This window comes from Allomuricauda sp. CAU 1633, assembly GCF_017313225.1.
GTDB lineage: Bacteria > Bacteroidota > Bacteroidia > Flavobacteriales > Flavobacteriaceae > Flagellimonas.
In genome coordinates, this window is sequence record NZ_JAFLNE010000003.1 from 231,028 (window position 1) to 244,068 (window position 13,041).

Genomic DNA, 13,041 nt, shown 5'->3' on the forward strand with positions numbered 1-13,041 from the left:
CGCTATGCCAGAGTCAAAAGTTTCCTAGGTTCATATTTCTTTACCAAATCTGCAATGGCTTTGATGTGTTCTGGAGTGGTACCACAGCATCCGCCAACAATGTTCACCAAGCCCTTTTCTACATATTCCTTGATTTGCGTTGCCATCTGTTCTGGGGTCTCATCGTATTCTCCAAAAGCATTGGGCAATCCCGCATTGGGATGCGCCGAAGTGGCAAAGCCGGATTTAGCGGAAATCACTTCTAGGTGGGGTGTCAGTTGTTTGGCACCCAAAGCGCAGTTGAATCCAACGGATAAAATTGGGATATGGGATATAGAAATCAAGAAAGCCTCTGCCGTTTGGCCAGACAAAGTCCGTCCAGAAGCATCGGTTATGGTACCACTGACCATGACAGGCACTTCAATATTGCGTTCATCCTTTACTTCTTCAATAGCAAATAGTGCAGCCTTGGCGTTGAGGGTATCGAAAATGGTTTCCACCAATAAAATATCGGAACCACCATCCAGCAGGGCTTCAACTTGTTGTTTGTATGCCTTTCGAAGTTCATCAAAAGAAACTGCTCTAAAGCCGGGATCATTCACATCAGGTGACATACTGGCCGTTTTGTTGGTTGGGCCAATACTTCCTGCCACAAATCTGGGTTTGTTGGGTTCCTTCGCTGTAAATTCTTCGGCTACCTGCTTTGCTATTTTGGCGGATTCATAATTCAGTTCATACACCAATTCTTCCATACCGTAGTCGGCCATGGCAATGGTTGTTCCTGAAAAGGTATTGGTCTCCACAATATCGGCCCCGGCTTCAAAATATTTACGGTGAACCTCAGCAATGGCTTCCGGTTGGGTCAGTGACAATAGGTCGTTGTTCCCCTGTAGGTCACTAGGCCAATCCTTAAATCGGTCTCCCCTAAAATCCGCTTCTGTAAATTTATAGCGCTGCAACATAGTACCCATGGCCCCATCAAGGACCAAGATTCGCTTTTGCAGAATGTTTTCAATCTTTTCCATAATAAAATCACCCTTAAAAAAGGGATATGCGGTATCAAGAAAATGTGGGAAATACTGTCGGAACGTATTCTTTTGTTATCCTTCCCAACGGGTAGAATGTAGCACCTTCTCGAAGTCGAGGGTTGCTAAGGCTTCAAAGGGTCCAGTCCCTCCACCTTTCTTGATAACCATCTCAAGTTTTAAATGAACTGAGGTGCAAATTAACGGCACTCGGGAATGAAAAGCAAAAAAAGAGCCGCTAATTTTCATAGTAGCGGCCCATTTGTAATATATATAACAAAAGATTAAACCAGCATACCTCCTGAGACTTCAATACGTTGGGCATTGACCCATTTTGCATCTTCGGTACACAAGAAAGCTACCACGCCACCAATGTCACTTGGAATACCTACGCGGCCCAAGGCAGTAAAACTGGAAATGGCAGCTCTTTTGCCTTCATCATTTTTATTGGTGCCGCCAGTAAAGTCTGTTTCAATGGCTCCTGGCGCCACCACATTTGCCCTAATTTTTCGCGCTCCCAATTCTTTGGCTTGATATCGGGTAAGTGCTTCAACCGCAGCTTTCATAGATCCATATACGGCATATCCCGGGAATGAAAAACGAGCCAATCCACTTGAAATATTCACAATTCCTCCACCATCAGCAAGAATGGGTAAAAGGGTTTGGGTGAGAAAATACACCCCTTTAAAATGAATGTCCACTAGGGTATCCAATTGCTCTTCGGTAGTCTCACCAATCGGTGTATCAATTCCAATTCCCGCATTATTAATTAGGAAATCAATTTTCTCCGCTCCAAAATGGGAAGCTAAACTTTTCTTCGCCTCTTCTGAAAAGGCATCAAAACTGTGGTTATCGGCTACATCCAATTGTATTGCGTAGGCTTTTTGACCGATTTTTTCAATTTCGCTTACCGTTTTATCGGCTTCTTCCTTGTTGCTGTGATAGGTCAGTAAAACATTCAATCCTTTTTTGGCTAGGCTGATGGACATGTCCTCACCGAGTCCGCGGCTACCTCCGGTGACCAGTGCTATTTTTTCTTTGTTCATTGTATTTGATTTTTGATTACTCGACAAAATTAGCTGGGTGTGCTAGGGTAGGGTTGCAAGCATCAATCGTTTTTTTGTAAAAATCAAATGTTTACCTCGTTCCGGAATTTTAAGGGCGAAAGGGTAGAGTGCTTTTTGAAAAAATTGGAAAAGTGGGCCACTTCCTCAAAGCCCAAACTAAAAGCAACTTCAGAAATGTTCCAATCGGTGTTATTGAGTAGAATCTTGGCTTCTTCAAAAATTCGGGAATGGATAATGGCCGTGGTGGTGCTCCCCGTAGTTTCTTTGAGTACTTTATTCAAATGATTGGCATGTACCGCCAAACGTTCTGCAAAATCATTGGCCGTTTTTAATCCCAAACGTTGTGCAGGCGAATTTACAGGGAACTGACGTTCTAACAACTCCACAAACAAATCGGTAATTCGGGTTGCTGCATTTTTACTGTTATCAAGAGGTTCTGCTGGGTTTAATTTTTGACCTAAGTGCAAGAGTTCAATCACATATGCTCTGATCAAATCAAATTTATAGGCATAGTCCGATGAAAGTTCTTGGTCTATTTTCTTGAAGAGTTGTTCCAACTCCCTGTAATCTTCATCTGAAATATTGAAAATGGGATATCCCCCCGGTTGAAACAGGGGCAGGTTATCCAGAATCACCCCGCTTTTGTCCTTGGATAAAAAGGTATCGGTAAATACACAGAAATAACCGGATTGATTTCCATCCAGCGGAACATAACGATAGGGAATCTTGGGAGAAGCAAACAGTAATGCCTTGTTCTCAATATGAATTGACTTATCGGCATACTCTGCCTTGTTTTGGCCATTGATCAAACTGATCTTAAAGTAGGAACGCTGATCGTAGCGCATCTCACCTTTGTCTAACCGTGTGCGATATTCATCAATCTTAAAAACATTGAAGTGCCCCACGTCCTTTCCAATATTATCAGGAATGGGCAGACTAAGCTTGCTGTAAAAATCGCGTAGGGTGAACAGACTTTGCATAAAGTTGTAAAATTCAAATATACAGCATAAAAAAACACCTTCCCAAACTGCTTTGGAAAGGTGTCCGCATTAAAATATGATTTTACACTAATTGATGCTTTGCACCACTTCTTTTTTGGCTTCTTTTTTGGAACCATCAAACCCTTCCACTCCACCAACGGTGGTATACTTCATCACATATCGTTTGTCTGGGTTGATAATCTGATAGGCAAATTGGCACATTACGGCCGCCTCATGGAACCCGGAAAGAATCAATTTTAACTTTCCAGGATAGGTATTTACGTCGCCAATGGCAAAAACACCAGGAATATTGGTCTGATAATCCTTGGCATTGTTCACCTTAATGGCATTTTTCTCTATTTCCAAGCCCCAGCTACCAATTGGTCCCAATTTGGGAGAGAGTCCAAAAAGAGGAATGAAGAAATCAGTCTCTATATAGGTTTGTTCTTTTTCTTCATCATTGTATTCAATCACCACTGCGTGAAGCTCATCCTTACCATGAATTTCTTTTACTTCGGCTTCGGTATACAACTGAATTTTACCCAATTTGGCCAATTCCCGTGCTTTTTCAACGGAATCCAACGCACCTCTAAACTCATTTCTTCGGTGTACCAATGAAACTTCAGAAGCTACATCGGCCAAGAAAATAGCCCAATCCAAGGCAGAATCTCCTCCTCCTGAAATCACTACTTTCTTATCCCGGAACTGCTCTGGGTCCTTGATCATATATTCCACTCCTTTGCTTTCAAAGAGTCCAATATTGGCAATCAAGGGCTTTCTGGGTTCAAAAGAGCCCAATCCGCCAGCAATGACCACCACTGGTGCATGGTGCTGAGTCCCTTTGGTTGTGGTTACTATAAAAGAGCCGTCTTCTTGTTTTTCCAAAGTTTCGGCACGTTCACCCAAAGTAAATCCAGGCTCAAAAGGTTTTATCTGTTCCATTAATTTATCCACCAAATCCCCAGCCAAAATCTCAGGGTAGGCTGGAATATCATAAATGGGTTTTTTAGGATAGATTTCGGAGCATTGCCCTCCCGGTTGCGCCAAAGCATCAATCAAATGGCACTTCAACTTTAACAATCCTGCTTCAAAAACGGTGAACAATCCTGTTGGTCCCGCTCCAATAATTAATATGTCTGTTTTGATCATAATTTTTCTTTTAATCGACACCCCTAAAGTCATCCAAGGGGACACTCAAGGTTTTATACTTTTTCAAACAATTTTTTTCCTCTAATTTGATATTCATTTTGAATATCCAATATATGTTGACGGTGGTTGACCACCTCTCCAATAATGATTATGGCAGGATTGGCTAACTGCTGCTCCTTTGCCTTGTGCTCAATAGAAGCAACAGTACCAATTCCCACTTTCTCGTTCTCTGTGGTTCCATTCTGAATAATGGCCACTGGTGTATCTTGTTTTCCCTCTTCTCTGAAGAGCTCCATGATTTCTCCCAATTTTGACATTCCCATAAGAATGACCACCGTAGCGTTGGACTTTGCCGCCAAAGCCACATCCTTGGATAATTTATGGTCTTTTGTGGTACCGGTTATCACCCAAAAACTTTCGGCTGCGCCTCTTTTGGTTACAGGAATGTTTTGTGCAGCAGGTACGGAAACCGAAGATGAAATTCCTGGAACCACAGCTACTTCTACACCATGATTTGCAGCAAACTCCATTTCTTCAGCACCACGACCAAAAACAAACGGGTCTCCCCCTTTTAAGCGCACCACGTGTACCCCTTCGGAAGCTCTTTGCACAATGAGTTCATTGATTTGCTCTTGTTGATATCGATAACACCCTTTTCGTTTGCCCACAAAAATTTGTTCCGCCTTGGATGCATATTCCAACAGGGCAGGATCTACCAAAGCATCATACAGCACAACATCGGCACTACGCAAGGCCTTGATACCCTTTAAGGTAATCAACTCCAAATCCCCGGGGCCAGCCCCTACCACTGTTAATTTTCCGTTATGCATGTTCCAACTCCAATTTTCTATAGTTCTCCAATTGTTCCAACACACTTTTGGCATCTTCCAAATAGCTTTTGGCGAACGTTTCGGATGGTGCATTTTTATTCAACTGAAGGGTCAAACTTTCAAAACTACCCTCAAATGATACTTTTCCAGATGACACATAGAGTTCATCAAAATCTTTAATGATGCTGGAATGGGTATTCACCTTTTGCTTCTCCGCGGTCAACAACGCTTTGGCCGAATTGACAATGGATTGATAGGAATAGTAGATACTGGCCGCCCACTTTCCTTCATTAAGCGCCTCTTCAGCATTATCAATTTTTTCTTGGCTTTCCAAGAACAATGTGGCCACCAAATCAACAATGACCCCGGCACATTCACCCACTCCAATCTCCTTTTTATATTTTTCCTCATTTCCCCAATCAATAAAATCTTCTGGGGTAAGGTTATCCACATCGGTAAGTGGCTTTAGGAAATCATAAAAATAATGCTGTCCTTGTTCGGCATAATAGTCCGTGAAAGATTTTCCATTGCCATTGGCTTCGAAATCGTCCAAGATCAAGCGCAAAGCCTGGGGACCTCTTTTACTCGGGATTTTAGCCACTTTATCAGCAAATACACCGTTTCCGTTTCCTAAATTTCCTCCACCCAGCAATACTTGAAGGGCAGGTGCCACCAATTTGTCCTTGGTTCGAACGGACATTCCCTGAAAGCCAATATGGGCCATATTATGTTGACCACAAGCATTCATACAACCACTAATTTTAATGACCACATCTGGATTTTTGATGTAGTGTGGATACTCTGCTTTGATCACCCGTTCCAACTCATCAGCGATTCCTGTACTACTGGCAATTCCCAAGTTACAGGTATCGGTTCCTGGACATGCAGTGATATCCAAGGCCTTGTTATAGCCAGCTTCGGCGAAGCCCAATCGCTTCAATTCTTGATAGAAAAATGGCACTAATTCTTCCTTAACAAAAGGAATCAATATATTTTGTCTGAGGGACAAACGAATCTCCCCAGCAGCATAGTCCTGTACCAACTTGGCCAATTCCCTGGCTTTATCGGTATAGAAATCACCCAAAAGCACTTTAATTCCGATAGCTACAAAGCCTTCTTGTTTTTGTGGCACCAAGTTGGTGGATTTCCATTGTTCAAAAGTATCTTTATCTTCAATAGCAACTTCGGGAGTTTCCACTTCAGCCACTTTTATTTCCGGGTAATTTTCGATGTTGATGGGATAGGTTTGATGCGGAACAGCGGTTTGTTCTTCTTCCAACAATTGTTTGAACCCATCCAAACCGATATCCTTCAACAAGAATTTCATACGGGCCTTAGCACGACTTTTTCGTTCGCCGTACCGGTCAAAAACCCGAATGACACCTTCCATTAATGGAACAATTTTATCGGTGGGCAAAAAGCTGTATAATTCATCCGCATGGCGGGGTTGAGAACCCAATCCACCGGCCAATAGCACCTTGAAGCCTCTTTCCCCATTTTGAATCTTGGCGATAAAGCCCAAATCGTGCATATAGGAAAGTCCGGTATCTTCATCACTTGCCGAGAAGGAGACCTTAAACTTTCTTCCCATTTCCTGTCCGATGGGGTTTCGCAAAAAGTATTCAAAAACGGCGTGGGCATAAGGAGAAACATCGAATGGCTCATTCACATCAATACCAGCTGTTTCACTGGCAGTAACATTCCTTACCGTATTTCCGCAGGCTTCCCGAAGGGTCACATCATCTTTTTCCAATTGCGCCCAAAGTTCGGGTGTGCGTTCCAAATCCACGTAGTGAATCTGAATATCCTGGCGTGTGGTAATGTGCAAACGACCTCTGGAATACTCATCAGAAACATCAGAAATTCGTAGGAGTTGATTGGAGGTCACTTTACCATACGGCAATTTAATCCGAACCATCTGAACCCCAGGTTGGCGCTGCCCATAAACCCCACGGGCCAAACGAAGACTCCTGAACTTTTCCTCATCCACTTCACCCCCTTTAAACTGGCGAATTTTCTTCTCCAGTTCAATAATATCTTTTTCAACAACGGGATTTTCTATTTCTGTTCTAAAACTCTGCATATTTCCTTTTTCCTATGTATTTAATAGGTTAATTTTATTGTAAATGGATTCCACACTCCCTGGTTTCCAAGGCTTTGACTGGGTCAAAATAGGTGCTGTTTTTGGGTAGATTATGCTCTTCTAGATACATATCTAAATCATCATCGGTCCAATAGTAAAAGGGACTTATCTTAAGGATACCATCTTTACTGTAGCTCAAAATATCTTTAGAAGTCCTCAATTCTGTTTGACGTATTCTAATATTTGAAAACCAAATATCTGGCGTATGTTCAGCCAGTGCTCTTCTAAAGGGTTCCAGCTTCACAATATCAGAGAACTCCGCATGCTCGGGTTGGTCAACTGAAGGAAAACCTAAGCGATGCTCAGTATAGGCTTTCGTTTCCTTTGGAACATAGGTGTTAAGGTTAAGGTTGAGCAAAGAAGTGAGGTATGAAGCATGCTCATAGGTTTCTGGCAAATTATAGCCAGTATCACACCAAACCACATTTATTCCCGGATCTATGGTGCTAAATGTGTTAAGAAGCACGGCCGAATATTTGCCAAAACTTGTAGTGACTATTCTCTTTTCGGATAACTGCAATGCCCAACTGATAATTTCCTCGGGCGGTATCCCTCTAAATTGCTTGTTATAGTAGTCCAAATTTATATCTAGCGCCATATTATATAATGTCTATCGTTTTAGTAGGAATTTCAAAAATAGAACTTATTATTGGAACAAAAAGCAAAATGAATCTTAAAATTACTTTTATCCTATAGTTTTAGTAGATTATAACAAATCTATGCCATCTGTTATAAAATCAGCATTGAAATCAATAACTTTTTTAGGAAATCAAATCGGCCAAGGTATTGTTCCGATACACATCCAAAGCACTATCCCGCACTTGGAGCATTAATTTGTGGACAGAGCATTCGCCTTCATCCGGGCAGTCATCACATTTTTCGTAGAAATTCAAGCTTACGCAGGGAACCATGGCTATGGGACCCTCCAAAACCCGCATCACGGCTGTCATGGGAATTTCATTGGGTTCTTTAATCAGGTAATAACCGCCGCCCTTTCCTTTTTTAGACCCAAGGAAACCATTTCGTCTGAGCGTAAGCAAAATACTTTCCAAAAACTTTTGGGAAATGTTCTCATGTTTGGCAATTTCCGCAATTTGTACAGGCTCTTTTGTTCCCACGGAAGCGAGATAGGTAAGTGCTTTTAGACCATATTTTGTCTTCTTGGAGAGCATCCCACGAATATAGCGAAAATTAACAATCCGCCTCTCAAAATATCATAGGTCTTCGCCAACTATTCCAAGGCTTGCTCAATATCTGCTATGATGTCCTTAATATGCTCCAACCCTACTGAAACCCGAACCATTCCATCTGTAATTCCCACGGATTCGCGGTCTTCCTTACTGAGTTTACTGTGTGTGGTGGAAGCTGGGTGTGTAACAATACTCCTTGCATCCCCCAAATTGGCTGAAAGGGACAACAATTCAATGTTGTCAAAGAACTTTCTTCCGGCTTCCAGACCTCCCTTCACTTCAAAAGCGACCACACAGCCTCCTGCTTTCATCTGTTTTTTGGCCAGTTCGTGCTGGGGGTGCGACTTCAAAAAAGGATACTTGACCCATTCAATTTTATCATGACCTTCCAAATAGGTGGCCAATTCCAAAGCATTGGAACAGTGTCTATCCACCCTAAGTGCTAAGGTTTCCAAACTTTTGGACAATACCCATGCATTAAAAGGGGAAAGTGCGGGGCCTGTGATACGTGAAAAACGATACACTTTATCCACCAACTCATTGCTCCCCACCGTGATTCCAGCCAATACGCGTCCTTGACCATCCATCAATTTGGTTCCGGAATGAATGACCAAATCAGCACCGAACTTAATAGGTTGCTGCAAATAGGGTGATGCAAAACAGTTATCAATTATAAAAATAACCCCATGCTTTTTGGCGATGTTGCCCAAACGTTCCAAATCCAATACATCTACCCCAGGATTGGTAGGCGATTCTACATAAATGATTTTAGTCTTAGGTGTAATCAAGCCCTCAACAGCATCCAAATCATTCGCTCCGAAATAGCTTGTGGTAATGTTCCATTTTGGAAAAAACTGGGTAAACAAGGTATGTGTCGACCCAAAAATACTTTTGCAGGACACCACGTGATCGCCACTTTCCAACAATGCCGCCAAAGTGGAATAAACTGCCGCCATTCCCGAAGCAAAAGCGAAACCATTCTCTGCTCCTTCCATTTTGCAGACCTTATCTATAAACTCCGACGAGTTAGGATTGGAATACCTTGAATAAATATTTCTGTCCTTTTCCTCTGCAAAAGAAGCCCTCATATCCTCTGCGTCCTCAAACACAAAACTGGAGGTCAAGTACATGGGACTGGAGTGCTCCAAAAATTGGGTACGCTCCATTTGCGTACGGATGGCTTCTGTTTCAAACTGCTTGCTACTCTTTCTCATATCTTTTCTGCTATTCTTAAAATATCACCGAATACCCCACGTGCGGTTACTGCAGCTCCTGCTCCAGCACCTTGGATCACCAAGGGGTTTTCTCCATAGGATTCCGTATAGATCTCAATAATGGAATCCGAACCTTTTACCTGCCCCAAGGCACTTTCTTTGGGCACCGAAATCAATTTAACCTCCAATATACCTTTGTCCTGTTGCAAATCGCCATGAAGGTCTCCCACATATCTCAGCACATGGCCTGCTACTTGTTCACTCTTGATTTTCGCGTAAATTTCATCCATCTCTCCAATACGGGAGTTGAAATCTTCAAATGAAAGTGTTCGCAATGCTTCAGGAATCAAATTTTCCACTGAAATATCCGAAAACTCGTTTTGCAAATCCAGTTCACGGGCCAAAATCAATAATTTTCTGCCCACATCATTTCCAGACAGGTCTTCCCTAGGATCGGGCTCAGTAAATCCTTTTTCCATCGCCTCCTTAATGATAGATGAAAATGAAGTATCCACTTCAGAAAACGTATTGAAAATGTAGCTCAACGAGCCTGAGAACACCCCTTTGATTCGGGTAATGTTTTCTCCCGATAAATGTAAAAGCTTAATGGTGTCAATAAGCGGAAGCCCAGCGCCCACATTGGTTTCGTACAGGTATTGTTTCTGATTTTTATCCAAACATTTTCGGATAGACTTGTATGTATCAAAGCTGAGGGTATTGGCGATCTTGTTCGAAGAAACCAAATCAAAACCATGCTTTATCAATAGCTCATAATTATCAACAAACGTTTTGCTAGCCGTATTGTCCACCGCAATCAGATTTTCCAAATGATGGGTTTTGGTGAAAGCTATAATGTCTTCTACCTGATAGGGTTTTCCTTCCTTTTCCAATCGCTTTGCCCAGTTGGCTCCGATTCCCTTCGCATCCAAAAGCACTTTTTTGGAATTGGCCACAGCAAAAACTTTGAGGTCGATGCCTTTTCTGCCTTCAATGCTTTTGTTGGAATCCAATAATTGTTGAATCAAAGTGCCTCCTACATTACCATGTCCAAATAGTGCCAAATTAATTTTCTTTGCGATTCCAAAGATCTGTCCGTGAATCACATTGATGGCCTTGTGCAAGTCCGTATTTTTGACCACCATGCTCACATTTTTACCCGTGACTGTGTTATTGAAAAGCAAGGGAATCACTTGATTTTTTACCAAGGCATTGAATGGTTTGTGAAAACTGCTCAGGTCCATTCCCACGATTGAAATTACCGAAACATCCTTCACTACGGTTATCTGATTTATATCGTGCGATGAATAGTCGGTCTCAAACTCTTGGTCCAACACTTTTTTGGCTTTTTCCGCCTTGGAAGCATCCACTACCAAACCAATGCCCCGCTCAGAAGAACCTTGGGAAATGATTCCAACACTTATGCCATTTACCCCCAAAGCCCTAAATATTCGGGCATCAATGCCCACTTTACCCAACAAACCACGTCCTTCCAAATTGATCAAGGCCATCTTATCCAATACTGATAAAGATTTAATACCTCCATTATTGGTTTTAGGACCAATCAATGTACCCTCGTTATCATCATTGAACGTATTACAAATCCGCAAGGGAATATTCTTTTCAATTAGAGGGATGATGGTCTTGGCATGAAGGATGTTGGCTCCAAAATTGGCCAACTCATTGGCCTCATCATAGGAGATGACATCAATCAATTTCGCATCGGGCACCAAATCTGGATTGGCGGTAAAAATGCCATCCACATGGGTGTAATTAATCAATTCCGAAGCATCCAAAAAGTTGGCCAAAAGCGCCGCGGAATAGTTGGTTCCGTTCCTGCCCAAAGTAGTGGTAATTCCCTCTTTGGTAGATCCAATGAAACCAGTAACCACAGCAATGGTATCCGAATCCAAGTCGTGAAAACAACGAATCACATTTTCTTTGGAAATGCCATGGTCAACTTCTGCGTTGTTGTGGGTATCATCTGTTTTAATCAAACTTCTTGAATCGACCAACTGTGCTTTTAATCCCAATTGGTTCAACAATGCTGTAACGGTTTTCCCTGAAATCAACTCTCCAAAAGACAACAATTCATCTTTGGTACGGAGACTGTAATCGCCCGTTAAGGACACTCCACTTAAAATCTTTTCAATTGCTTTAAGTTCTTCTTTGAGGTCAACCCCATCAAAATCATTTTCTTGATATAATGAAAAAGCCTTCAAATCTTCAGTAAACGACTCCCCTTTAGCTGCTTTTTCCAAAAGGTTTTCCAATTGGTCGGTAGCTTTTCCCCGAGCGGAAACAACCACGGCAAAATGTTCATTGTCGTTTGCGCGTTTGCTGATAATCTTCAAAACACGCTCAATGCCCTCACCATTGGCCAAGGATTTTCCACCAAATTTTAGAATCTTGATGCGCTCATGCTTTCCATTTTTCTGAAAAACAGTTTCCAATAGCTTTTCCAACTGCTCAAACTCCATCAAAAAAGCATCGTGCCCATGCAAGGACTGTACCTCACCGTAGGTGACATTGGTATTCGCCAGGGCCAACCGCTTAAAGGTTTCCTTGTTTTCTTCGGCGGTAAAGAACAAATCCGAATTGACCCCAACAATATGAATTTTGGTATCGCTATCCTGAAGTGTTTTGAAAGCTTCATCCCCATTTCGGGTAATATCGATGGTCTTCAAGAGTTGGTTCATTAATTTATAGGCCGATAATTGAAAGCGCTCCTGCAATTTCTTGCCATGGTGCATCAACCAGCTTTCCACATTAAAGACCTGAAGTTCCTCATTGGTACTACGCTTGAAGCGCTCCTTAAAAGATTCCGGGGTACGATAGCACAACATCGCGTGCATACGGGCATCGTGAACAGGCTGCTTGGAATTCACCAAAAACTGCTCTTGAATCTGGCAGTTGGCAATCAACCAATCAGTGGATTTCCAATCGGAGGCCACTGGAATCAAATGTTCGGTAATAGCAGGATTGAACGCAGCCATCTCCCATGCAATTCCACCGCCCAAAGAACCACCAATGATAGCAAACAGTCGGTCGATTTTCAACTGTTCCAATCCCAAAAGGAAGATTCGGGCCACGTCTCCGGCCACAAAATCCTTATAATTCTCAATGACAAATCCATCGTAACCATTCCCGGGAATGTTGAAGGCCAAAATGGTGTACGTATCGGTGTTGATACACTTGCCCTCCCCTATCAAATCGGACCACCAACCCTCTTCACCAGCCACATTGGAGTTTCCGGTAAGGGCATGGTTTACCAAAACAATGGGGGCAGTATATAGGGGTTGCCCAAAAGTTTGATACGATAATTTAAGATTCTGTACAGACCCCTGTATCGTTTGAAATTTGTCTATGGCCAAATGCCGTAATTCCATATTATAAATTTTTAACCCGTAGGGTTAAGGATATTATTATTGTATGGCTATAAGAAAGTGTGGGTAGAAACTACCTAT

At 42.3% G+C, this 13,041-nt stretch carries 10 protein-coding genes and 1 riboswitch; all 10 genes read right to left on the bottom strand.

Going from position 1 to position 13,041, the window contains the following annotated elements:
• Positions 1 to 2: 2 nt before the first annotated feature.
• Positions 3 to 1,004, bottom strand: a complete 1,002-nt coding sequence (locus J0X14_RS10550) for a homocysteine S-methyltransferase family protein (RefSeq protein ID WP_207097743.1) — start codon at positions 1,002 to 1,004, stop codon at positions 3 to 5.
• 72 nt (positions 1,005 to 1,076) lie between these two features.
• A riboswitch (SAM riboswitch) is annotated at positions 1,077 to 1,174 on the bottom strand.
• 114 nt (positions 1,175 to 1,288) lie between these two features.
• Complete coding sequence (locus tag J0X14_RS10555; RefSeq protein ID WP_207097744.1) at positions 1,289 to 2,050, bottom strand: SDR family NAD(P)-dependent oxidoreductase; 762 nt, start codon at positions 2,048 to 2,050, stop codon at positions 1,289 to 1,291.
• 83 nt (positions 2,051 to 2,133) lie between these two features.
• A complete protein-coding gene (locus J0X14_RS10560) occupies positions 2,134 to 3,051 on the bottom strand; it encodes a helix-turn-helix domain-containing protein (protein ID WP_207097745.1) in 918 nt (305 codons plus the stop codon).
• Between the two features lie 87 nt (positions 3,052 to 3,138).
• Positions 3,139 to 4,200 carry an NAD(P)/FAD-dependent oxidoreductase gene (locus J0X14_RS10565; protein WP_207097746.1) on the bottom strand — a complete coding sequence of 354 codons (1,062 nt, stop codon included), beginning with the start codon at positions 4,198 to 4,200 and terminating at the stop codon, positions 3,139 to 3,141.
• 53 nt (positions 4,201 to 4,253) lie between these two features.
• Positions 4,254 to 5,030 (bottom strand): uroporphyrinogen-III C-methyltransferase, encoded by a 777-nt coding sequence (cobA, locus tag J0X14_RS10570; RefSeq protein ID WP_207097747.1) that lies wholly within the window; start codon positions 5,028 to 5,030, stop codon positions 4,254 to 4,256.
• Positions 5,023 to 7,113 (bottom strand): HEPN domain-containing protein, encoded by a 2,091-nt coding sequence (locus tag J0X14_RS10575; RefSeq protein ID WP_207097748.1) that lies wholly within the window; start codon positions 7,111 to 7,113, stop codon positions 5,023 to 5,025. The genes cobA and J0X14_RS10575 overlap by 8 nt, the downstream gene beginning before the upstream one ends.
• Before the next feature lie 34 nt (positions 7,114 to 7,147).
• Positions 7,148 to 7,771: a phosphoadenosine phosphosulfate reductase family protein gene (locus tag J0X14_RS10580; protein WP_207097749.1), complete on the bottom strand. Its 624-nt coding sequence runs from the start codon at positions 7,769 to 7,771 to the stop codon at positions 7,148 to 7,150.
• Positions 7,772 to 7,934: 163 nt separating this feature from the next.
• Positions 7,935 to 8,345: an RrF2 family transcriptional regulator gene (locus tag J0X14_RS10585; RefSeq protein WP_207097750.1), complete on the bottom strand. Its 411-nt coding sequence runs from the start codon at positions 8,343 to 8,345 to the stop codon at positions 7,935 to 7,937.
• A 59-nt stretch (positions 8,346 to 8,404) separates the two neighbouring features.
• A complete protein-coding gene (locus J0X14_RS10590; protein ID WP_207097751.1) occupies positions 8,405 to 9,577 on the bottom strand; it encodes a trans-sulfuration enzyme family protein in 1,173 nt (390 codons plus the stop codon).
• Positions 9,574 to 12,963: a bifunctional aspartate kinase/homoserine dehydrogenase I gene (thrA, locus tag J0X14_RS10595; RefSeq protein WP_207097752.1), complete on the bottom strand. Its 3,390-nt coding sequence runs from the start codon at positions 12,961 to 12,963 to the stop codon at positions 9,574 to 9,576. The genes J0X14_RS10590 and thrA overlap by 4 nt, the downstream gene beginning before the upstream one ends.
• Positions 12,964 to 13,041: the final 78 nt, after the last annotated feature.

What these genes read in the sequence shown, in the direction of transcription:
- J0X14_RS10550 (WP_207097743.1), bottom strand. Translation starts at nt 1,004, where the DNA reads ATGGAAAAGATTGAAAACATTCTGCAAAAGCGAATCTTGGTCCTTGAT.
- J0X14_RS10555 (WP_207097744.1), bottom strand. Translation starts at nt 2,050, where the DNA reads ATGAACAAAGAAAAAATAGCACTGGTCACCGGAGGTAGCCGCGGACTC.
- J0X14_RS10560 (WP_207097745.1), bottom strand. Translation starts at nt 3,051, where the DNA reads ATGCAAAGTCTGTTCACCCTACGCGATTTTTACAGCAAGCTTAGTCTG.
- J0X14_RS10565 (WP_207097746.1), bottom strand. Translation starts at nt 4,200, where the DNA reads ATGATCAAAACAGACATATTAATTATTGGAGCGGGACCAACAGGATTG.
- cobA (WP_207097747.1), bottom strand. Translation starts at nt 5,030, where the DNA reads ATGCATAACGGAAAATTAACAGTGGTAGGGGCTGGCCCCGGGGATTTG.
- J0X14_RS10575 (WP_207097748.1), bottom strand. Translation starts at nt 7,113, where the DNA reads ATGCAGAGTTTTAGAACAGAAATAGAAAATCCCGTTGTTGAAAAAGAT.
- J0X14_RS10580 (WP_207097749.1), bottom strand. Translation starts at nt 7,771, where the DNA reads ATGGCGCTAGATATAAATTTGGACTACTATAACAAGCAATTTAGAGGG.
- J0X14_RS10585 (WP_207097750.1), bottom strand. Translation starts at nt 8,345, where the DNA reads ATGCTCTCCAAGAAGACAAAATATGGTCTAAAAGCACTTACCTATCTC.
- J0X14_RS10590 (WP_207097751.1), bottom strand. Translation starts at nt 9,577, where the DNA reads ATGAGAAAGAGTAGCAAGCAGTTTGAAACAGAAGCCATCCGTACGCAA.
- thrA (WP_207097752.1), bottom strand. Translation starts at nt 12,963, where the DNA reads ATGGAATTACGGCATTTGGCCATAGACAAATTTCAAACGATACAGGGG.